Consider the following 21,866-nt stretch of genomic DNA (forward strand, 5'->3'; position numbering starts at 1 on the left):
GCCTTCCATCACGATGGATTAACTCCGGCGACTGGCAAAACTTGCCTGCGGTGTCGCGCAGCCAGCAAAAGCCTGCCTCTCGTCGCCAAAACGTCCGGTGCTATGCATTAAGGCGGCTAACATGGTAGCTGGGGCTACACTCACAGGAACCAATCGGATTTGACATCTTCAAGCGCGATGCCAAGCAGTGTCACGCTTCCGCCGCCGGACAATTCAAGCACGGTGTCACCATCTGCATTTTCGACGGCAGTGTAGGTTTGCCCGTTGAGCTTGATGAGATCGTGGTCTGCCTCGAAGCCGCGAATGACATCATCGCCTTCTTTCTTTCCGAAGATGAAGGTATCTATACCGAGGCCACCGGAAAGTTCGTCGTTGCCCAAGCCACCGTCGAGCACGTCCCTTCCTGCACCACCGAAGAGCGAGTCGTTGCCTCGGTTTCCGAACAGTTCGTCATTACCGAGGCCGCCGGAAAGCTTGTCGTGGCCTGCGCCACCATAGAGCTCGTCGTTGCCGACGCTGCCGTTCAACACGTCATTACCGTTCGCGCCCTTCAAGAAGTCGTCGTCGGCGCCGCCTTTAAGTGTGTCTTTTCCCGCGCCGCCGTAGAGGAAGTCATTACCAGCGCCACCATCCAAAAGATCATTCCCAACGCCGCCGTATGCGATGTCATTCCCGTCGTCGCCAAAGATATTATCGTCTCCTTGTTCGCCGTAGAGCGCGTCGGACTGGTTACCACCGTTGATCCGGTCGTCACCCAGGCCGCCCTTGACAATGTCGTTGTTCCCGCCGGCGGAAATTGTATCGTCCCCCAGCAACCCATAAATGATGTTTCTCCCATCAGTGCCGTTTAAAACATCATCTGCGTTTGTGCCCCTGATTTGGGTGGGAAGAGTCTTTTGGTGGCTTGGTGTTTCCCAGTTGAGTTGCGTTTCCCAAGTGAATTTTAATTTAATAAACTCATTTGGATTGGTGTCAAGGTTGTCAACTTCCGGGCCCATAGTATATATTAGGTTTATTGTTCCGTCATTTATGATGTTTTCCCAATCTGAGTATGCTATATTTAAGTTACTTGTCGTGTTCTGAGATTGTATTCCTTGAAATTTACCTAGTTCATATCCATCTATGCTTACTGAAAACCATTCATCAGGATACAGAGTTGTGAGGTCGCCAAAATCACCAAGAAAATCGACCTGGACTTCTGCGTCTCCAACAGTGTTACGCGTTACGGAGACGAGTGTGTCTCCTAAGACCTTGTTTCTGGAATCTCCTGTGTCGGCAAATCCTAGTATCTCGCTTGTTACTTCGGTCGTTACCGTATCCATAGTAGCCTCCAACCGATGGTGAGTTGTCGGAGAAATCTAAGAGATTACGTAACGAGTATCTTATTTGCGTATGCGTCTATTCTGGCCATCTGTTTGCAGTAAATGGGCATAAAACAGGGAGCATGTTGCGTGAGAGGAGTAGAATGCTGCCGGGTAGCGACGACAGTTTGACGTACGCGATTTTACCCTCTTCGTACCCAGCATTGCCGATTAGAAGGAGAGGGTTTTAGATCCCCGCCTTCCGCATCAACTCATCCAGTGCCTCGCCGTACGACATTCCAGTGTCGTTGCAATATTGCTTAAACCTGTTGATGACATCGATCGGCGCACGCACGAATGCCTGGTCCAAGGGCTCGCTTGTCTTGCGGATGCGCTTGATCCTTTGGACCGGCTCGCGGCTTTGGAAGCCGGCCCGCTCGGCTGCGCGATCGGAGGCCTCCTGTTCGGCCTGTGGCGGCGCCTTTTCCGCGGGGCGGGGTGCGAAGCCGGAGAGATCGAGTTTCTTCGGTTTTCCAAATCCGAGATCGCTGGACATTACGCTGCCCTTTCCGTCGAGGCGCCACGAAGGAGTTCGAGTACCTCCTCCGTCAACTGAACGGCATTGTCGATTGCAGCTTCCAGGCCGTTCACCTGCCTGGCGTCGAGTTCGAAGAGGCTGAGCCGTTCCATGAACATGGCGTTATAGGCTTCGCGGCGATAAAGATGGGTGCCGAGAACTGGTAGGTCATTGCTTCGCATCTGATCTGCGATCTCTCGCTCGATACGCCGTGTGAATGGCGGAGGGCTTGTGCGATTGAAGGCGAGCGTGAAGTTTAGCTTACGCCCGATGTCCTCCTCACTTTCCCGCACCAGACCGACGGCCCGTGCGGCCTGCTTGGCGTCGAGAGCACTGCCGCCCAAAGGTATCAGGGTGAGATCCGCGCGAATAATTGCGCGTGATGCAAGGCGGCTTGCTGTACCTTCGAGATCGACGAAGACAAATTGTGCCTCGGCTGCGGCGGTGTTGATGAGGTCGCGGATATTGCCTTCCGTCGCCTCGCTGATGACCTTGATCGGAAGATTGCTCTTTCCCGTTCGCCAGTCGGTGATCGGTTTGTTGGGGTCGGCATCGATGATCGTGACGGATCCGCCCTGCTGAGCGAGGGTCGAGGCTATGGCCAGGATGGTCGTCGATTTACCCGCGCCCCCCTTGGGGTTGGCTGCGCACACTACCGGCATGGCTCGTCTCCTATTGATTATCAAGCGTACCTGATAGCTTGAATGCATGAATGATTTGTGAAAGCTATCAGATAGCATTCATATCGCAACTGAATAGCAATTTAGATTGCAATATGCATGCTATCTGAAATCAATCTTACTTGATATCTATCCCGCTATCATAGCTCATGCTCCTGCGTGGCAAGAATGAAGTGCTTCGGCTTGGTTGCCTGGGAGCGGCCTGGGCTGCTGGCAGTCAGCGAATAGGTGGCTATGCGGTTAAGCGCATCGCTCAATAAGCCATTGCGCGATCGGGCGATTCACCGGTCTCCGAATTAGTGACGCGGCGTGAGCCGCACCCGCCGGGAGGCGAGCACGGTTCCACGTTACGCTATAGAGAGCTGGAGGGGCGCCAGTGAAAGGCCTCGGTGCACGGCACCTGGCTTGTACTCATGGTGCGCCCGGTTTGTTCCCGTCGAGTCGCTCCGTGCAGATCTTGGCCACGGCTTTTTGCAACATGGTCACGCGATCGATCAACCAGACCAATTCCTCGTTGGTTATTTCGTAGGCCGGGGAGTAGCGCGCATCGACATAGGCGCGATCAAGGCGGGCAAAGCTCCGCTTAGCGAACCGGCTATCGCGCGGCCAGATGCCGATGAGTTGCGGTGCGATCCTTTCTGCCTGGGAGCGAAGGAAGGTTAGCTTGTGGGATTTTGGGCTGTAGAGGGCCAGGACGAGCAGGGTGCAATGATAGAGGCGTTCGGTCGTTTGATGCAGATCGAATGCAGCTTCCTTGACGTAACCTCGCCTTATGGCTTCCTGCGCTATCTCGAGACGGCGGATGGCACTTGGGAACCAATGCTCAAAATAGGTGCGCGCTTGGTCGAGGGCTTCTTTCGGTGCAAGGATCTTCGGCAAGGCGAGAGGAAAGCCGGAGGCTTCGTAGAGCACTACGCCGTCGCGGGCGATGTCGACGAAAAATGGGCGGCCCTGGGCGAGCTGGTCGTTAACATCCTGATAGCTGTGGACGATGAAATTGACAGGCGTGGCGAGTCGGCGGGTAATGGTCAGCTCCTGCAAGAACCGTTCTCCAGCCTTCTCCCAAGCTTCATACTGTTCGGCAAAGCGTTCCTCGTTGACGATGATGAGAAGGTCATAGTCGGAAAGATAGCCGCTCTTGCGATCTTCTACCCAATCGCCGCGCGCATAGGAGCCGAACAGGATCAGCTTGAGGATGCGGCCACGTTTGGCTTTGTCGGAGAGTTTTGTTTTCAGGGCCTCTTCAAATTCCCCGAACAGGATTTGCGCGGTGCGCTCCAGTTCGCGGCGCTTCCTGTCAGGTAGATGGGTGAGACGATCGGATAGCATCAGAATCTACCCATTTTCGCGGTGTGAGTAAGGGCGACACTCGATGGTTGGTTCATGATCTCTTGCATATCTGATTTCGATGCTCGCCGTCTTGGAAAACAGAGCATTGGTACGGTAACTCTTGTAGCCTAACGACATAAACCTTGGCTTGGGTTTTTCGCGCCATGGAGATGGCCGGGGTTGCGACCGTTGGAGAAAACAAAACGGCAATGTAGTCGACCATTCAACGGTGGATGTTGGAAATAAATTATAATTAGTCAACTGCGCCGGCGGAACCTGCATACAGGCAACTTCCCTCAGGAGTAACGATTGATCATTACCCGTTGCCAACGGTTAATGGGCAGTCATCAATTGCCCGTTGATAATGGGGAACAAGATCGCGGTTAATTGTCAGTTATTAATGGATAATTGACCGTTTCCAGTGGTATCGCAGGCAACGAGCGCGTTAACAACGGGTAATTGCTCACGCCAAAGTGTTCGGGTTATCCGGGGTCGTTGCGATGTATGTAGCGAGAACGTCCGGTTGTGCGAGGTTGCTCAAAAAGATTAATTATAGTTTATATCTTGCGGCAGGATAGTCAAGTTTGTGGTACAAACTCGACGTCGCTCCGCCTCTGGCAGGGCAGTGGTTCGCGCCTCTGGCGCTCTGGGTCGCCTCCGGCAACCTGGCAAGCGGGAAGGAAGACATGCGGAGCGAGGTGGTGAGGGTCCGACTGCAGCCGGAGGAGCGCAAGGCGCTCGCCGCGCTTTGCGGGGACAGCCGCACCGCCAGCGACGTCATCCGGCTGCTGTTTCGCGACCGGGCCGGCCTTCCGCTTCCGGTCGGGCCGGCTGAGGCAGACGCCCTGCGTGGCACCAATGAAGAACTTCGCCGCATCGGCATCAACCTCAACCAGGCGGTCAGGGCGATGAACGAGGGGCGGGTCGGGTACGAGCCGCATCTCGACGCCGCGCTGCGCAGGCTTCTCGACGGCGTGTTTCGCCTGCGCGCCGATATCGACCTGATGCTGCGGATCAGCCGCAAGGAGCGGAAGGGAGCTGGTCATGGCGCATGACTGGACCGGACTGCTCGTCGAGATCGAGGCACTTACCGTCCGCCGCGCCTCGTCGCTGGTAGACGGGGAAGAGGAACTGCGCCGGCCGCGGGCCAGTGGTGTCGCTCCGTCGGCCAGGGAACCGGGACAACGCTTTGTTCCCACAGGGATCGCGAAAAAAGTATCGCCCTCGGGCTTGGATTCCTCACGCGAGCCGACGATCGCATCCATCTTGCAGGCCCCAAAGGGATCGCAGCAGGGCGTTATTGCGCTGGTCGGTTCCCTGGGGGCCCCCGGCCGCGATCGTGACGATGAAGACGAGCCGAGGGCATCGGCCGGCGGGGGAGGGGGCGGCGGTTCCGCCGCGAGCGCCCAGCGCGCGCCTCGGCCGACTGCCCCGCAACAGGCGGCGATGGATCGGGCTTCGGCAGAAGCGGTAAGCCGGGCGGCTATTGCCGCCGGCGCACAGCCTGTCGTCATCAAAGTGACGTCCACCGTGTCCAGCCGCGCGTCGGCCGCCGGCCTGATGACCTATCTCGGCACGCGCGAGGTCGAAAAGGAAAGCGGCGAGAAGGGCACGGTCGACATTGCGATCTACGATCAGGACGGTATTGCCATTTCCAGCCGGGAGGACCGGGCGGCAGCGCTCGCCGAATGGACTGCTGATTTCCGCGAGGCTTATGCGGTTAACGCGGCCGCCACCTTCTCCATGATGCTTGTCGATGATGTCGATGATGCGGCCCTACACGACGCTCTGAACGCCGCCTTCAGCTCGAAACCCTTCCTATACTCCCGGCATCCGGACGGCAAGGTCTCGGTCTATGCGGTGACGGATCTGCCGGCCAAGAAGATCGCTGGCGCGCTGAAGGTTCGCGAGAAAGGCGAGGGGCCGGCACGAGCCGTCGAGAATGCGGAGGCCAATTTCGTGCGCCGGCTGGCCGACGCCGGTGTCTCAGCCGAGGTGCACATTCTCGGCGCGTCCGTCTCGGAGAAATCCGGCCGTTACTTCCTGGAAAAATTCCTGCGCACGGAGAAGGTCATCACCACCAGCGAAGGCGATTCGGTCAAGTTTGGTTCCAGCGTCAAGGAAAAGGCCGACGTCATCTGGCGGGCCTGGTCCTCGCATATTCGCACCGTCGAGCCGCGCAACGCTTTCCACATTATCTTCTCGGCGCGGGCCGGGACCGATCCGGAAGCGATGACCCGCGCTGTTCGGGATTTCCTCAGCGAGCAGGTCGCCGGCCATCGCTGGACTACGGCGCATCACGCGGAGACCGGCCATGTTCATGTCCATGCGATGATCTCGGCGCGCGACGATGTCGGCAAGGCGCTGCGGCTGACCAAGCCGGAACTCTACGAATGGCGCGAGCGGTTTGCGGCCAAGGCACGCGAGCACGGCATTGCCATGGTCGCCACCCGCCGCTCGGATGTTGCGGCCACCAGGCCTTATAGTCAGGCGCAGGCTGGAGCCTATGAGCGTGGCCGGCAAGACCATCGCTATCTCAAGACATCGGCTCTTACCAATCGCGTCGAGCGAAAGCGCGCCGGCGTCGTCGATCGAGCGTCGCTCACCAACGGGAATCTGGCGCTTGTCTCGAAATGGCGGGCGACGGCGAGCGCCCTGAAGCGGGCCGGCGCGGAGCCATCCGTGATTGCGGCAGCCGGCCGGTTCGCAGCTGCGGCGGGCGGCAAGGATATGCCGGCGGTGGGACGGAGGGAGTTGAGTGGCCCCCTCCAGCAGCAGAAGGAAACGGCCATGCCGCTTTCGCTTGAACAGTTTGACGCGCGCGTCTTGCGGGCGAACAAATCAATGGATCGCCTGGAGATGACAGCTGGCAGCAGTGCCGAGCGCCAGGCAATCGAGGTGATGCGCAAAGAGATCTCCGCGCTCTTTGCCGAGCAGCGCTGCGATATAGAAAGGCAGCAGGTGCGATCGGTCACCGAGACCGTGGGGAACGGGGGAAGGCCGCCGGCGCCCCGTACCACGGAGGCACGCGCAGAAGGGCGAGCAGTGCCACCGGCGGCCGATCCCGCCATTGCCGCCCAGCAGCAGGCGATTGCCGCCGGACGTGCTGCCCGTGCCGCGCGGGAGCAGGCCGGCGCTGCCAAGGAGGTTCAAGACGAGCACCGCCAGCAGGTTCTTCGCCAGGCGGAGCAGAAACGCCTCCGCGACAATGACCGGGATGGAGCGGAACGCTAGGTGAGTGGGCATCCTGGCGCGCGGCTATGCCATCCCGCGTTCAAGCGTTTCCAGATGCTTGAGACAAGCCGCCTTGACCAACTCCACCAGGAGGGCAGCCCGATCTCCAAGTCAGATGAGTGCTTCTGTGCGAGGGCCGGGGTGCTCAGTGGTGAGCCTTCCTATCGCGTTCGTTTTTGCCAACAGCCTCCGCATGGACAGCTCGGCAGAGAAGAACTACATTATTACTAGGTATTACTGAGTGATAAGAGGTTCTGGATATGGCGACATCCCTCAAGATTGATGATGGGCTGAAAAGCCGCGTCCAGCAGCTTGCCAGCCAGCGCAGGCGCTCGGCGCACTGGATCATGCTGGAAGCAATCCAGCAGTATGTAGACCGCGAGGAAGCGCAAGAGAGCTTCAAACAGGAAGCCCTGGCGTCCTGGGAAGCCTATAAGGAAACAGGCCGGCACCTGACCTGCCAGGAAGTCCGAGCCTGGTTGAACAGCTGGGGCACCGATGATGAAAAAGCGATGCCTGAGTGCCACAAGTAATTGTCACAGAGGGTGCGGCCACGGGGTTGGCGCGCTGCCGGCAGTTTCTGTCCACGAAAGCCCCGGAAGCTGTCAGGCGAGCCGGCCAGGCTATCGAGCGGCAACTCTTGCTCCTGGAAAGGACGCCGGACATAGGTCGGCCTCTCCCTGAAAGGCCGGAGCTACGTGAGTTGGTGATAGCGTTCGGGGATTCCGGCTACGTTGCATTGTATCGCCACGAACCAACCGACGATACGGTGTATGTGCTGGCCTTCAGGCATCAGAAAGAAGGGGCTATTGAACGGCGTGACACTTAGGATTTCCGAGCCCGCCGTAGAGCTGCCACCACCCTCCTGCTCCCAACTTTATGGCCCTCATCCCGGGGTGCTTTGCCAAATGGCCCGATCGCACAGCCGTGCTGCGATCAAGTGTACCCTGTATGGCGTCAGGCCTTCGGGGAGGGGCGGTGTACCGGATGCTGATGCGGCCATGACAGTGCGAGCCCGCTCTTCGCAATCCGGCGTCATCTCCAGTTGCCCACGGTTCCCGCCAATGACGGCTGCGCTAGCGCCCACCCATTATGACGTTGATCGCCGCGAGTATTGCAACCACGGTGAGCGCGACCAGAAGGATTATCATCTGGCACCAGCGCCGATCATTGGCGACGCCTGCCGGCGACAACTCAATGGCCATTTCAATCTTGCCGGGCGAAGCCATCAGGAGAAAGGCGGCGGCAACATTGTGGACCGCCATGAACCACAACACATCGACGCCGAGCGAGCGGGCGATTTCAGCCTGCGTGGCGGCAAACATCGCATTTGCCCCGCTGTTGGAGCCGGTGACGAAGCCGCCTACAGCGCCGACGAAGGGGGCCGCCGCCAGATAGGCCGTTCCAGTTCCCGCCAGCGTTCGCGCCAGATAGGCGGCCATGCCCGAGGCCGCCATGAGGATGCCCAACACGATGAACAGGCCCGTGACAGGCGCGACTTGCAACCATGACGCCCATGCCCGCCGCAGCGGTTGGACCGGCGACTGTCCGCGTGCGAACCAGAGGGTTGCGATAAACAGCCAGAGCGCGGGTGAAGCGAGGTAGCGCCAGCCTTCGGGCAGGCTCGCAAGGCGGATGATCGCGCTTGCCGCCAGCACTCCGCCCAGCAACACGGCATAGCTGCCAAGGCCTCTGCGACCGGCGCTTTCCAGTGGCGGTTTGCTTTTGCCCCACCCGGAGAGAAGATGCATGGCGATCATCGCCAGCGCACCAAGCGCGCCGGCCGGCGGCGTGCCGAACGCCATATTGACCGCCGTGACCACGACTGTGAGGACTGTCCCCGACAGGGCGCCGTAGAGGGTAGCCGAAGCGCGGCTTTCCGGCGGACTGGCAAGCCATGCAGCAGCAATGCCCGTTGCTGTGAACGGAACAAAACTCAACACGGCGGACGCCACCCCTAGGTCATGGAAGGGCAGATCGGACATGGTCGCGGCAATCAGTGTTCCTGGCCCCATAGATCCCCAGGGGACCGCGCACAGACCAAGCAGGCCGATGACCACGACCTTGCGGGCCGGAAGGCCAAAATGTGCCAATAGCGGAATGCCAATGGTCACGCCGATGCCAAAACCCGTCAGGGATTCTGCAAAGGGTGTGATGCCGTGGACGACAAGCAGCACAGCCGCGACCCCTTGGCCGGCACGGCCGCTGATCCACTTTGCCAGTGCGGCTTGCGCCCCGGCCTCGCGCAGCACTTCGGCCAGCAGCAGGCCGCCGCCGACGATCATCAGAACTTCTATCAGAATAGGTGTCCAACGAAGCACGACAGGTATCATGCTGTCTGATGGTATCGGAAAGGCCAGCATGATTGCGATAGCGGCGCAGCCAACGCCCAGTAGCGCGGCATACAGGGATCGTGCCCCGAGGCTGAGAGCGACAATGGTGGCGAGGACGGGTAAAGTGCTGAGAAAGACAGGCACGGCGGAGCACTCCTTTTGCATTTTTGCAAATTCATTTGCTGAAATGCAAAAGTCAAGAGTGAGGTTTTGATTTGACGATGGATACTCAGAAACAGGATGCCCGGTTTGGAAACGCGGTGCGCACCCGACGCATGCAGTTGGGCGTGACGCTCGACCAGCTCGCAGAATCGAGCGGCGTTTCGGCTGCGGCCCTGTCGCGTGTCGAGCGGGGGCATCTCAGCCCGACGCTGCGCAACGCCATTGCGATTGCGCGCGGCCTTGGATGCGATCTTGCGGAGCTCGTGGAGCGTGAGACGGCGCAGGTCGTCCGCGTCGGCGAGAACCTGCGCTTCTTTGATGAGGCCACGGGCATTGAGCGGTTGGCGCTGGCGCGGCCGACGCCTGATATAGAGCTACTTCGCTACACGGTCCCGCCGGGCGCGACATCCAGCCGCTTCGCCGCCCACAAGTCGGGAACCCGCGAGATATTCCACATCCTGACCGGCAGGCTTGAAATCCATACCGGACAGGAAGTCATTACATTGGGCGCCGGAGACACCGCCACTCTGCATGTCGATACGGAGCATTGGTTTACGAACACCGGGAGCGAGACGACGAAGATTATTCTCACCGTCCTCGGGCCTTGAGACCGAGTAGGCTTCGTAGGCTGATTTTGTCAGCTTGCCGTACAATTCCTGAAACGTGCACCACGTCCGCAGCGGCCCGGAATATGGGCCGTGGCATATCGCAAAGGGGAACGAAAATTCGGCCTGGCTAAGCACCTAGTCCAGGCCGCTATGGACCAGCGCGACGGTTCCGTTTCCGATCTGTACAGAAAACCGGGATCAAGCACGTTACGCTCTCCAGAAATGCCGGCCTAAAGGGCGAACTCAGGGACTATGGAAAGTGCGCCTTCGGCTTAGCGTAGAATTTCAAGGATTGTGCCGAAGCGCGCGCCGTAAGAAATCCGCTAAACGGTCAACGGCTCTTCCCGTTGAGGTGGAGCTTTGCAAAAGGCCGATTTCCAGGTCCCGAAGCGGAGGCAATCCCTCGTTGGGATCGATGATGCGCAAGGAAGGGGGAACGCTGCACAAAGCGAGACCCGCTATTGCCAAACCCGCTTGCACAACCGCGATGAGGCCGAGCAGACTGGCGCTCGAATATGCGCAGCGATAGGCGCGCCCATCGACGGCGAGCGCGTCCAGTACATTCGTTCGCGCAGCGCATCCAGCTTCGAACAAGGCGACTGGAAGCGGGTCGTCCTGCCACACGACATGAGACGGTGCGGCGACCCAGACAAAGGGCTCCCGCCGCAGGATTTCGACAGGCTGATTTGGAAGGCGGGTGATGATCGCCAGATCAATACGCCGCTCGTCGAGCGCCCTGGACAGAGAAGCTGAAGGCTCGCATACCAGCTCAAGCGTCACTAATGGATAATCGGCGGCAAAGCGCTCCAGCACAGGGGGCAGCAAGAAAGCGGCATAGTCGTCGGGGACCCCAAGCCGAACACACCCGATTTCGTTGGGCTGCGCGACGCTTGCCCAGGCCTGATCTGACAATTTCAAAAGGCGGCGCGCATGAACCAGGAGTTCTGCGCCAACCGCATTTGGAATGACGGCTTTTGATCCCCGGACCAGCAGGCGCTTGCCGACGGCTTGCTCGAGGCGCTGCATTTGCATGCTCACGGCCGATTGACTGCGCCCGATGCGGGGCGCAGCACTGGAAAAGCTACCCGTCTCGGCAACTGCAACGAAGGTTTTTAGAAGATCAAGATCAAGTGGTGGTGGCATCCTACTATCAGTATATCGAATAGCGTTTTACAAATCTATTCGTTTGATTGGAGGCGTTCCAACAGGCAGTCTATTCTCGATCCAAGGAGGAATAGCCTGTGAAAACCACGTTACCGATCCGATTTCCGGCCGGCCGGCTCGCTTTGGCCATGGCGGTCATCGGCACGGTGGGCGCCTTCGCCACGGAAGCTGGCCTCGACCCTATCACGACCGTTTTTTGGCGTTGTGTGTTCGGAACCTTGTTTCTCGCGGCATGGTGTCTGTTGTGCGGATATTTGCCTCACCGCGGCCTTTCGCCAGCGCACCTTGGTCTCGCGGCTCTCGGCGGTGTTTGCATGGTGCTGAGCTGGACGGCGTTTTTTGCCGGCTTCACCATGACCTCGATCGCGACCACGACGATCGTCTACCATATCCAGCCCTTCTTCGTCGTTTTGATCGGCGTGACCGTATTGAAGGAGCGCATCACCCTTGACCAGATCGTGTGGATGGTCACCGCCTTTGTTGGGGTTGCCCTTGCCAGCGGCTTGGTCTTGTCATCAAGGCCCGTCAGCATGACCTGGGTGCTTGGGATCGTGCTGACGCTTGGGGCTGCGCTGCTCTATGCGGTTGCGACCATCCTCGCAAAAGGGCTTGGCGAACAACGACCGGAGGTTACCACGCTTTGCCAGACGATCGTCGGGGTCGGCTTGCTTGCGCCCTTCGCCGATCTATCCCGCTCGGTTCCTCTTGCCTCCTGGGGCTGGCTCGCAGGAATCGGCATCCTGCATACAGGTGTGGCCTATGTGCTGATGTATTCAGCTTATCCCCGCCTGGCGACACCGGTCATCGGCGTGTTGACGTTCATCTACCCCCTGGTCGCTATTCTTATTGACTGGTTTTTCTACAGCCACTCGCTTGGCGTAACCCAGTCGGCCGGCATGATCCTGATCGCTTTCGGGACCTTGGGCGTACGGCTTGGTTGGCATCTGCCACTTCGTAGACCCTCGCCTGTCTGATGCATTTGTAGGCATCACGCAGCCCTGCCTGACCGGCGAGGTCGAGGGATAGCAAGGCGATAAGACGGGCTAATTCTTCCTGCTCGTGATTGTGATAGAGGACTTCATAATCCCGACGGTCATAAAAGGAGTTGAGAGTTTCCACGGCCTTTCCGACACGATAGGCAATGACTGCACTGTGCTCGAACGGAACGGTTCGCAAGCCTTCCTCCAGGTCATCGCGCGGCCACGCACTATGGGGCGCAGCGCCAATCTTGCGGCAGCACGCCGTTATCCGGTCGACATGCCCCGAGGCGACACGGTGGTTCGGACTGGCCAATGCGGCGTGCAGCAAATGCTTTTCAGATTTGCAATAGCTTTCGGCCGGTATGCGACCTTGGTGCGATGCATTGGGTAAGCCTTTGGTTTCGCCTTTCATGAAACGGGCAAGCTCAACTTCCGCGTCATCTGTGGACAGGCTGGGCCGTGGGGGTGATGGAGCGGCGGATGTGGGCACGCATCGCTTCAAGGCGTTCGGCATCTTCGATGCGCTGACGCTGCCAGACCCGCATGGCCATCGTTGATAGTGGCGACTTCGCCCTATTGAACGCTGTCGCGGATAACCTGCATCTGCTCCAGGGTCATTGTCAGGCTAGTCTTCTCGGCGTTGCGCATGGCGGGGTTCCTTTCGTTTGCGGCTTATATGGTGGGACAAGATCCCACCTGACGCCAACCTTCTTCAAGAAATCGAAAGGGGGATACACCCAGCTGGCAGCACCAGGAGATGTTCCTTTGTGCGACGGGCGCGGCCGGCACCAAGGCTTGTCCCACCCGCTTAACCCAAGACCCTGCAATCCGGCGGATTGCTGCTTCGTCAGACTGCATGTCCGCCTTCGCGTGTAAGGCACTGGTCTTTCGAGGGCTGCTCGACCGAGGCGGGTCCATAGTCGCCGCGATTGACTTCCCAGCCACATGCTGTTCTCTGGCTCCACGATAGCGCCTGAGTTGCGGCAATGTGAGGAGAATGGAATGTCGTTTGTTACCGCCAACGAAGACTTGTCCCGGTTCCTGTTGCCCGACTACAAGGAAGTCAGTTTTACCGAAAAGAGCGTCACCTTCTGGGTTACCACTCCAGTTGACGAACAAATCACGAATCATCGCGCTGTCACCTTTCGGGGCACGTTCACGAGCGTTGACGGCATTATCTCGGGCCTCGTGAAACGGATCGATTACTACGAATCTGAATTGGGGGGCGAGATTGACTATTTCCTTCGGTTCGACGGCAAAAACAGCGGGGTTTTGATAGAGGACCTTGCAGCCCTTCAAAAATCCGGCGCAACAGGCCTCGAGCTTCTGATGGCGGGCAGCGATGAGCTTACGGGCATCAACAAGGGTTACGGCGGCAACGACAGGATCAGAGCCACGGATATCGGTGATTTCAACGGCGGGTCCGGATATGACACGCTCATCTTCGCAATGAACTCCGCAATAACCCTCGATCTCGTTGCCGATGGCGCGCGATTCAGATCAATCGAGGCCTTCGAAGGCACCAAGCTCTCCGACACCATGAAGGGTGACGCCAGCGCGAACACCTTCAATGGCATTGCGGGCAACGACACCCTCGAGGGTCGCGGCGGGAACGACAAGCTTTCCGGCGGTGATGGAAACGATGTCCTCAACGGCGGCGAAGGCTGGGACGTTCTCTTCGGCGGAAAGGGCAAAGACACGTTCCTGTTCAAGAGCTTTCTCGACAGCACTAGATCTGGGGCCGATCATATCACCACCTTTTATCGCGGCGAGGATATCATCAATTTGAAGGCCATTGACGCCAACACGGAGAAGGCTGGCAATCAGACCTTCATCTGGATCGGCTCCGACAAGTACCATGGCAAGGCTGGCGAACTGCGCAGCTACCAATCAGGTGGCAAGACCGTTATCACCGGCGATGTCGACGGCGACAAACAGTCCGACCTGGTAATCTACATCGACAAGGCCGTGAAGCTCACTTCGCTCGACTTCATTCTCTGACGGATCAGTCGCAGCGCGAATGCTCGCCTTCTTCCGATGTGGATGCGCCGCGTGAACTGTCGCTTGACGTACGACGCCGAGAAACAAGGCCGGCGCAGCGGTTTGCTGCTTGTCTATGCCGAAAGCTTATGTCGGTGACATGATCGAGGTAACCACCATTACGCTCGACGAGATGGCAGTTCGTCTTATTGACGACCGCAATGTCCGGATCGACCCCTATCGCCTGCCCACCGGCTCGATGCCTACATGTGCTTCAGCGCGAATACTCTTACCTTGCAGGCTCCATATCTTGCGGCTCTGTTTCCGCTTGGAGCAGTTCGAGCGAAGTGCGTAGCGATCTATAAAGTGATGGTGGCGGGGAAAACTGCAGCGCAGCAGACGCCTTGGTGCAATTTTTGTCGTTGTCTGACAAGGGAATTTGAGAATGGATGACGATAGCTCTGGGGGCGCTTTTATTTAGTTTTTTCCATTGGTTAGATTCGCTCGTGAAAGCTGTAGTCACGACGCACTTCTCTAACCGCTCATTTCAATATTCGTCAGTAGTCGTCCCCGCCTGATTTGATGGTCGTAAGTTGATTGAGCAATATCCATTCAGCTCAATGTAAGGAAAAATCCATGCTTCCTCCCATCCAGGCAAACTCAATTCTAGTCAGCAATTCCGCCGGAGATGCTCGCGAAGAGAAGACTTTCCAAGAGGTATCACAGACGCTGAGTTTTACGGCCTGGGACAGCCGCAAGACGCGCACGATGCGTGAACGTTCACGCTATATCGTTCATCTTGACGACTTCATTACTGATATGAATGGTGTGAACGACGAAACGGTGGCGGTTCAGGCGTGGCTCGATCAAGCGGGTACTGTTGGTCGTGCCATGGCGGGTCGCGGTGTTGTTCTTGCATCCGATACGCTCTATGTTCCCGCTGGCGTTGTCGTTCAGGGTAGTGGCCGCAAGGATTACTGGAAGGACGGCTCGGGTTGGAGTGTATCTAATCCTCTTGGCACAGTCTTTCGTACTACTGGCTCAGGAACAGCACGGCGCTGGACTGACGTTGACGGAGCCGATTTGGCCAATGACACGCCGCTGTTCGTGGCGCGTGGTAACAATGTAGTTTTTGAAGACCTTACAGTTTACACGGACGGCGCTAACGCATGGTCGATGGGTATTCTCATTCCTTGCGTAAAACAGTGTGCGCTCAATCGGGTTTCCGGATTTGGCTTCACTGACGGAACATTATACATCGATGCAACGTGGAGTAACCGGAACACCGTTCTCAAGGCGTTGCATCCATCAATTGATCCAGACACTGGTATGAATGAATTCTCGGCAGATGATTGCTGGTTTGAAGGCGGCGGATCCGCAGGCTTTGGTTTGAAAATCCAAGGCACTACGCGGGCATGGAACACGTTGCCGCAAGAAACGTGGATGTGGGCGGCGGGAGGCACGTCAGACATCCGCATCAGCAAAACCCGCCTTGGGTCGAATGCGCCCAATGGCGGGTGCTATAGCCACGACGCACAGCTTGCCGGGGAAACGGCGTTCGGGCGCGGTATCACTATGGATGGCGTTGGTTTCCGTGCATCCGGTGGCAGCAAATATGCAATTCGTCTCGACCGTTCTGATGGCCATCATTTCATTTCGCCGTATGCAGAAGGCAAGAGCGGCGTTCCGTGGGAAATTGCTATTACATCTCGCACTCAGACCGCCCCGCAAGGCATCCTGTTTGAAGGCGAGCGGATGATTTCGGGGAATGTGACGGTTGATGGCGTTGTTGTCAGCAGCACTAGCCGCCGTTTCTGGAAAGATACCCGGTGCCTCTCCTACATCCGCCAGCGGGGCGAGCTCAGCCTTCCAAATTTTGGTGGCGGAAGGGCAGCTACATTCGAAGATATCCCGTACATTTCTTCTTTCGAGAGCAACGGAACTATCTTCTTCAAGCACGATGATGGCTCTGCGCAAATCAACATTGCTCGCCTCAACACTTCGCTGTTCCGCCCGGAAGCCGATGGGGCCATGACCTTGGGTGATGCTGCGCGCAACTGGGGCGCAGTATTTTCGAAACGCTACCAGTCTGGGACAGTGACGGTTTCGGATGATAGTGCCGTTTCCATTCCCACGCCAAAGAGCGGCGGTATCATGGCAATCGTCCATTGTGGCGGCGTTGAAGACGGCGCCTTCCCGAACATTTTCCACTCAGGGCTTGCTTGCTACGACACTGGAAGCTCTGTGACTTGCGGAAAGTGGGCGGGTGGCACCAACTTTGCAACCGCTACCGGCGATGTTACGGGAACGACTGGCGTCGACGGGCAAACCACCATTGGTGTTCGGGCGGGTAATGTCCGTGTTGAAAACCGAAGCGGAGCGACTTCCGTCTATCGATATACGCTCCTATCGTGAACGCCACCTAGATAGGCTTACCTGGTGAGCAGAGAATGTATCGTTTGCCACCAATGATGGAACTTTTCGATAAGCCTGTAGTAGTAGCCGCGCCCTTTGGTGCGCGGCTACTACAAGGACACGAGTAGGCAACGGTCTTGCCGCCGACGCCAAGCGAGCAGGTAAAGGCGGCTCGCCATCGTTGGCTGATGCGATCGTTCACAGCGAGAGAACTATTCGTCCAGCCCATCGCGGCCTGCAAGACCTCATGCAGTCGGCTGAGCTGGATGCGCCACGGCACGACAACGCGCCGCATCACCATTGGCTCGACATGGTCAAGAGTGATCTTCAGGCGGACTAGGGAAGCTGCTGCCATCGCCGGCGACCGTGCGTTCCGCTTTCGGTTGTGAGACGTTCTTCCGTAAAAGCATCCCGGTTCACATTCAGATGTGCAGCGATTTCAAATGCCTCGTCGGGGTAAAGGCCGCGTAGAACCCGGCCATTGTAAACAATAACCTCTTCGGCATGTAATTCATACACTTCCCAGCCACCCGCCGGAGTGGGACGAACGCAAACCCTCCTTTCCATTGCCGACCGTTTCGACATATTCCCTCCGACTCAGGTGTATAAATCCGTGGAAAAACATTTTTCTAAAGCATCTCATAATTACATTGTGTTTGCAGTAAAAGTTATGTGATCATTTTGCCTCGAAGGAGAGTGAAAATGGCGCGTGTTTTTGATGATTATCTGGACGATTTGATAGAAATCGCCCATAATATCGTAATGACGAATGATATTTTTTTGTCAAACGTCCGATCAAACATTATCAATGCCTTTGCGTTGATTGAATCGTCTCCAACCACTCGAGAAACGGCGTGGACCGTGGAACAGGCTGGGATAAAGCTCCTAAAGGCATATTCAACGTCGCCATTCTACTCCGACCGTAGGGCGGTTGAAGCTGCGACTAAATTCTTTGTTGATAAAGTTGAACTGCTCCGTGAGGAAATGCACAAGTGCAATCTATCAAATCGTGGATATGCGTTTGGGACTCACTAGATTCTCAAGTTCAGATCATCGTTTCCCGAACCAGTAATTGAGGATCGAGCTTTTCAAGCTCCATCGCCTCCTCGAAGAATTTGCGAATGCTGATATACTTTTTCGGCATCAGAGCCAGCCCTTCGCGGATGGCCTCTTGCCATGCAGGTCCTCTATTCCATGCTTCAATGAACGCATCGGCCAGTCGCTCCCCTTCCATGGTCTCAAGCAGACCTATGGTGAGCAAGCAAGCTTGCCGCACGTCCTTGTCGCGCCTGAGGTGGCCGAAGCTCTCCGTATCGCTCCGACGTGATGCGACGATGAACTTATGTACGGCATAGCGTTCAGGACGAGGGACGAGGACGGGAATACCCGCGCTATGGAGCAGTACCAGTTCGCACTGGCTCGTAAGTGAGGAAATCCAAGAACCGCAAGTTTTCCGCCGCTGCGCCGCCGAGAGCCGGCATGGACGAGGGCTTGCCCGTATAGTCATCGGAACCGCGATTGCCCGTCAGGAATTCGTCGCGGTATCTATTGAAGATTCAATGAGGTCGTTGCGGTTCACTCCTGACGTTGATGCGTTGAAAGCACTGCTTGGGGCCAATACGACCATCGTGGAAAACCGCTCATCCTCACATTTCAGCTCAGTAAATGCGTTGCCACGAAAGACCAAAGCAGGAGCCGTATGCAGGAAACTTGCACGCAAGGACCTGCTGTTTGCCACTATGGCGTTTCATCGAGCGCGCTCCAGAAGCTCCTTGCCGAGCTGGCGCAACGGCAGCACCTCAATCCCGTTGGCAAGAGGAAAGACTTCAACACCCGGGTAGACCACGATCCGTCGTTCCGGCGTGAGGTCTTCGCAAGCGTGATGGAAGCCGCGCTCGACCTTCGGGGTCAGGCTCCTCTTCACCTCGATGGCCCATTTTAGCCCGCCGGGCAGAGTGATGACCAGGTCGATTTCGGCGCCGGCGGAGCTTCTGTAGAAATTCGCCTGGCTGCCTTCCGGCAGAACGGAATGCACCGTTTCAATCACGAAGCCTTCCCAACTGGCACCGCTGACCGGGTGGCCGAGCACGTCGTCGAGCGTTTTGAGGCCGAGGAGCGTGTGAACCAGGCCGGAATCGCGAACATAAATCCGTGGCGCTTTCACGAGCCGTTTGCCGGCGTTGCTATGCCAGGGTTCGAGACGTCGCACGAGCAGGAGATCCACTAGGAGGTCGAGATAGGAGGCAACGGTCTTGCCGTCGACGCCAAGCGATCGGGCGAAGTCTGCCGCGTTAAGAAGTCCCGATTGATGGTGCGCCAGCATCGTCCAGAAGCGGCGTAGCGTCTCCGCCGCAATACGCGGCCCCATCATCGGGATATCGCGCTCCAGATAGGTACGGATGAAGTCGACTCGCCAGCGTTGGCTGATGCGATCGTTTGCAGCAAGAAAGCTGTCTGGAAAACCGCCGCGGACCCATAATTTATCGAGATCGGCGGCCGGTGCCTCCAACCCGTCGATTGGTCCCAGCTCAGTATAGGCAATCCGGCCCGCAAGGCTTTCGCCGGACTGTTTCAGAAGATCGATCGATGCCGACCCGAGCAGCAGGAAGCGCCCGGTGCGCAGCCCTTTGCGTCGCCCACGATCGATCAATCCGCGTAGGTTCTGGAAAAGGTTTGGCAGCCGATGAACCTCATCGAGGATGACGAGCTTGTCTTCGAGGCGGCTGAGATACAATTCTGGTTCGGCGAGCTTGGCGCGGTCGGCATCGGATTCAAGGTCGAGATAGATCGATGACCGGCGCTCGGCGATATCCAGAGCGAGCGTGGTCTTGCCAACCTGACGCGGTCCCAGGAGGGCTACGGCCGGGCTGGCGTCAAGCAGTTCTTCGACCTGGGTGGTTTCGCGGCGATGAATCATCCTTGCAATTATGGAATTATAATCCTTATTTGCAAGGTTAAAATTCGGTGGCGCATAAGACCTTAACAGTTTGCGAGCACAATCTGCTGCGCGCAGACCAGCTTTAGAGCCACGAGGCCGGTGTCTTCGGCAGGCGCTGGTCGGGATCGATGACCTTGAGCGACGGCTTAACCGGACCGCTCCAGTGCCACAAGGCGACGCAACTGCCGCCGGGCGACATGAAAGACGGGTAGACGACGCCATCGAAGCCCTCGTCCAGCAAGCGCTGCCGCAGCAGATGGGTTTGCGGTACCGTGCCCGCGTCGAGATCGGCGCGCCACTCGCATCTGTGGATGCCGGCATCGAGGCCGAGCTTGTCCAGCATCGCGGCATCAGTCAGGTCGGCCAGCCTCGCCTCCGACAGTTCGAGCTGGGCGATCAGCGCCGGATGCTGGACGAAACCCTGGTTGTACTCGGCCCAGGCGGTCGATAGTTCGCAGGCCGCATAAAGCGTCGCCGCACCGACAGGATTCCACCGTCCGCCAAAACGCGCAGCACCCTCGCCCGAAAGCGGTATGTGGGCCCAGCGGGGCACGAAGGCCCGCCACAAGGTCCACTGCTGACGTGAGCCGGCTTCAGGCATAAACGCCGGAGCGCACCGCCTCCAGATAGGCCAGAACCTTGTCCGCCTTGCCCTCGCCGACTAGGTCATAAGCCGTCTTGCCGGCCCAGCCCGGGATCGGCTGATGCTTGAACCAGATCGCTGCGCGGCTTTCGTCGCCGGCCATTTCAGCGGCCATCGCCAGGATGCGGACGACGGGGCTGAGCGCCTGATCGACCTTGCGGGCACCGGAGCGCGCGGTCAGCGTGTTGCGTGCGACGCCAACAAGCCGTGCCAGATCGGCTTGGGTGACACCCAGCAGTTCCGACACGCGGCGAGCCGACAGGAACTGTGATCGCGCGTCACCAAAAAGAGTCGCCGACATTCCCAAACTTTGAGCCGCCATGACACGCTCCTGACTTAACTTGATATCCATGCGCTCAATATGAGCACATTATGTGCTCAATTCAAGCTCAAAGCGTGACTTGAGGGTGCCCCGGCCGCTCTATCGCGGGGAGCTATCGCCAAGTCGCACAATGGAAAGTTCTACAGAAGGCAAGCGATTATTTCTCGGACTGGTAGGACGCGCGGGCTTCGCCTTTGGGATGGCCCGCCCTTCCGAAGACATCGAGTATGATGCCGTTCTCTTGAACGGGAAGGAGCCAAGCCATGCAGATTTTCATGTTAGGTATCGACATTGGAAAGAACAGTTGCAGCGTGGTTGGGTATTCGCCGAGCTCGCCGCTTCGATGTAGCCTTGAGCGGCTCAGTCAAGACCTGCAGCTGGGCGGCATGGGAGGAGGAGACGCGAGCACCGACAGATCCTCCTCCGCAGCGATTTCACCGTGACGGGTCATGTCGCCTCGATATCGGTTTGTTTGAAATCGTTGCCTTTGTAGAGCAGTGGCTCACCCGACAAGGTCGCCAGCGCATAGGAGAAGCAGTCCCCATAGGTCAAGCTTGCGGGATGACGACCCTTACCATAGCGGCGCCAGGCCCTGCGGGCTTGATCGGAATGCTCTGCCGTTACTGCTACGACCTCGATCTCGGCCTTATGCAGCCAAAGATCGAGTTCGGCTCCGCCCGCCTCGCCGAAACGTCCCTCTAGCACGATCGCGGCTTCGAGGAGAGTCGCAGCCGAAATCAGCCGAATGGAGTCGTCTGCGATGCGACTCCGATAGGACGCAGCATCGGGTTCATTAAAGAAGATTGCCACGATTGCAGAGGTATCGATTACCATCAGGTTGGGAGCCCATTTTCGTCGTAGCCGATGATGTCATCGGGGCTTCGATGATCAAGGACGGGCAGGGCGCTCAGGCGGCGCTGCATTGCTTCCATGTCCTCGATCAAGGCTGCTTTCTTCGCTTGCAATCCGGTCCGTTTGAGGCGCTCCTCGAGCGCACGCCGCGTTGCAATGGTAATGGTCTCGCCGGTTCGCGCAGCGAGTGCGCGTGCGAGTTTCTCCGTCTCCGGATCTTTGATACTAACCGCCTTAATGCATAGCACCGGACGTTTTGGCGACGAGAGGCAGGCTTTTGCTGGCTGCGCGACACCGCAGGCAAGTTTTGCCAGTCGCCGGAGTTAATCCATCGTGATGGAAGGCGGG

Annotated in this window: 20 protein-coding genes and 2 pseudogenes; 9 read left to right on the forward strand and 13 right to left on the reverse strand. The window is 58.0% G+C overall.

The genetic code is table 11. The features are described from left to right. Window positions 1-140: 140 nt before the first annotated feature. The 4 genes from P9A16_RS34635 to P9A16_RS34650 form a co-directional block, all read right to left on the reverse strand. The gene (locus tag P9A16_RS34635; RefSeq protein ID WP_278026520.1) at window positions 141-1,322 is read right to left on the reverse strand and encodes a calcium-binding protein; all 1,182 of its coding nucleotides are present in this window, start codon (window positions 1,320-1,322) and stop codon (window positions 141-143) included. Window positions 1,323-1,548: 226 nt separating this feature from the next. After that, window positions 1,549-1,857 (reverse strand): hypothetical protein, encoded by a 309-nt coding sequence (locus P9A16_RS34640; protein WP_050746930.1) that lies wholly within the window; start codon window positions 1,855-1,857, stop codon window positions 1,549-1,551. Beyond that, window positions 1,857-2,540, reverse strand: coding sequence for a ParA family protein (locus P9A16_RS34645; protein WP_050746931.1), 684 nt, complete (start codon window positions 2,538-2,540; stop codon window positions 1,857-1,859). Before P9A16_RS34645 ends, P9A16_RS34640 begins: the two co-directional genes overlap by 1 nt. A 429-nt stretch (window positions 2,541-2,969) precedes the next feature. Next, window positions 2,970-3,887 (reverse strand): HEPN domain-containing protein, encoded by a 918-nt coding sequence (locus P9A16_RS34650; protein WP_278026521.1) that lies wholly within the window; start codon window positions 3,885-3,887, stop codon window positions 2,970-2,972. 701 nt (window positions 3,888-4,588) lie between these two features. Here P9A16_RS34650 and mobC point away from each other — a divergent pair. The 4 genes from mobC (at window position 4,589) to P9A16_RS34670 (ending at window position 7,950) form a co-directional block, all read left to right on the forward strand. Next, complete coding sequence (gene mobC / locus P9A16_RS34655) at window positions 4,589-4,942, forward strand: plasmid mobilization relaxosome protein MobC (protein WP_278026522.1); 354 nt, start codon at window positions 4,589-4,591, stop codon at window positions 4,940-4,942. 391 nt (window positions 4,943-5,333) lie between these two features. Then, window positions 5,334-7,121 carry a relaxase/mobilization nuclease domain-containing protein gene (locus P9A16_RS34660; RefSeq protein WP_278026523.1) on the forward strand — a complete coding sequence of 596 codons (1,788 nt, stop codon included), beginning with the start codon at window positions 5,334-5,336 and terminating at the stop codon, window positions 7,119-7,121. Between the two features lie 260 nt (window positions 7,122-7,381). After that, window positions 7,382-7,654, forward strand: coding sequence for a CopG family ribbon-helix-helix protein (locus P9A16_RS34665; RefSeq protein ID WP_278026524.1), 273 nt, complete (start codon window positions 7,382-7,384; stop codon window positions 7,652-7,654). Next, entirely contained in the window at window positions 7,642-7,950 is a 309-nt protein-coding gene (locus P9A16_RS34670; protein ID WP_050746936.1) for a type II toxin-antitoxin system RelE/ParE family toxin, read from the forward strand. Before P9A16_RS34665 ends, P9A16_RS34670 begins: the two co-directional genes overlap by 13 nt. A 247-nt stretch (window positions 7,951-8,197) precedes the next feature. Here the strand turns inward: P9A16_RS34670 and P9A16_RS34675 are convergent, their stop codons facing one another. Next, entirely contained in the window at window positions 8,198-9,619 is a 1,422-nt protein-coding gene (locus P9A16_RS34675; protein ID WP_278026525.1) for an L-lactate permease, read from the reverse strand. A 56-nt stretch (window positions 9,620-9,675) separates the two neighbouring features. On the opposite strand from P9A16_RS34675, the gene P9A16_RS34680 reads away from it, so the two are divergent. Further along, window positions 9,676-10,224, forward strand: a complete 549-nt coding sequence (locus P9A16_RS34680) for a helix-turn-helix domain-containing protein (protein WP_050746859.1) — start codon at window positions 9,676-9,678, stop codon at window positions 10,222-10,224. A 285-nt stretch (window positions 10,225-10,509) separates the two neighbouring features. On the opposite strand, the gene P9A16_RS34685 is transcribed toward P9A16_RS34680, so the two are convergent. Beyond that, window positions 10,510-11,367 carry a LysR substrate-binding domain-containing protein gene (locus P9A16_RS34685; RefSeq protein ID WP_050746858.1) on the reverse strand — a complete coding sequence of 286 codons (858 nt, stop codon included), beginning with the start codon at window positions 11,365-11,367 and terminating at the stop codon, window positions 10,510-10,512. A 98-nt stretch (window positions 11,368-11,465) separates the two neighbouring features. Between P9A16_RS34685 and P9A16_RS34690 the strand changes: the two genes are divergently transcribed. The 3 genes from P9A16_RS34690 to P9A16_RS34705 all read left to right on the forward strand — a co-directional run bounded on the left by P9A16_RS34690 (window position 11,466) and on the right by P9A16_RS34705 (window position 16,763). Next, window positions 11,466-12,362, forward strand: coding sequence for a DMT family transporter (locus P9A16_RS34690; protein ID WP_278026526.1), 897 nt, complete (start codon window positions 11,466-11,468; stop codon window positions 12,360-12,362). A 1,008-nt stretch (window positions 12,363-13,370) separates the two neighbouring features. Then, the gene (locus tag P9A16_RS34700) at window positions 13,371-14,369 is read left to right on the forward strand and encodes a calcium-binding protein (RefSeq protein WP_050746856.1); all 999 of its coding nucleotides are present in this window, start codon (window positions 13,371-13,373) and stop codon (window positions 14,367-14,369) included. Between the two features lie 576 nt (window positions 14,370-14,945). After that, entirely contained in the window at window positions 14,946-16,763 is a 1,818-nt protein-coding gene (locus P9A16_RS34705) for a hypothetical protein (RefSeq protein ID WP_156334194.1), read from the forward strand. A 205-nt stretch (window positions 16,764-16,968) separates the two neighbouring features. Here P9A16_RS34705 and P9A16_RS34710 read toward each other — a convergent pair. Continuing rightward, window positions 16,969-17,118 (reverse strand): annotated as a pseudogene (locus P9A16_RS34710) (IS1096 element passenger TnpR family protein); the annotation flags it as partial. 347 nt (window positions 17,119-17,465) lie between these two features. Between P9A16_RS34710 and P9A16_RS34715 the strand changes: the two are divergent. After that, entirely contained in the window at window positions 17,466-17,798 is a 333-nt protein-coding gene (locus P9A16_RS34715) for a hypothetical protein (protein ID WP_156334193.1), read from the forward strand. Between the two features lie 10 nt (window positions 17,799-17,808). On the opposite strand, the pseudogene P9A16_RS34720 reads toward P9A16_RS34715, so the two are convergent. The 6 genes and pseudogenes from P9A16_RS34720 to P9A16_RS34745 form a co-directional block, all read right to left on the reverse strand. Continuing rightward, window positions 17,809-18,307, reverse strand: a pseudogene (locus P9A16_RS34720) (GSU2403 family nucleotidyltransferase fold protein); the annotation flags it as partial. A 203-nt stretch (window positions 18,308-18,510) separates the two neighbouring features. Further along, window positions 18,511-19,680, reverse strand: coding sequence for an ATP-binding protein (locus P9A16_RS34725; RefSeq protein WP_050746853.1), 1,170 nt, complete (start codon window positions 19,678-19,680; stop codon window positions 18,511-18,513). Between the two features lie 103 nt (window positions 19,681-19,783). Continuing rightward, window positions 19,784-20,302 (reverse strand): RES family NAD+ phosphorylase, encoded by a 519-nt coding sequence (locus tag P9A16_RS34730; protein WP_050746852.1) that lies wholly within the window; start codon window positions 20,300-20,302, stop codon window positions 19,784-19,786. Next, window positions 20,295-20,666 carry an antitoxin Xre/MbcA/ParS toxin-binding domain-containing protein gene (locus P9A16_RS34735; protein WP_050746851.1) on the reverse strand — a complete coding sequence of 124 codons (372 nt, stop codon included), beginning with the start codon at window positions 20,664-20,666 and terminating at the stop codon, window positions 20,295-20,297. The genes P9A16_RS34730 and P9A16_RS34735 overlap by 8 nt, the downstream gene beginning before the upstream one ends. Window positions 20,667-21,113: 447 nt before the next feature. Continuing rightward, complete coding sequence (locus tag P9A16_RS34740; RefSeq protein ID WP_050746850.1) at window positions 21,114-21,500, reverse strand: type II toxin-antitoxin system VapC family toxin; 387 nt, start codon at window positions 21,498-21,500, stop codon at window positions 21,114-21,116. Beyond that, complete coding sequence (locus P9A16_RS34745; RefSeq protein WP_278026527.1) at window positions 21,500-21,757, reverse strand: type II toxin-antitoxin system VapB family antitoxin; 258 nt, start codon at window positions 21,755-21,757, stop codon at window positions 21,500-21,502. Before P9A16_RS34745 ends, P9A16_RS34740 begins: the two co-directional genes overlap by 1 nt. Between the last annotated feature and the right edge of the window lie 109 nt (window positions 21,758-21,866).

The sequence above is a fragment of the Shinella sp. 838 genome, assembly GCF_029623935.1.
Lineage (GTDB): Bacteria > Pseudomonadota > Alphaproteobacteria > Rhizobiales > Rhizobiaceae > Shinella.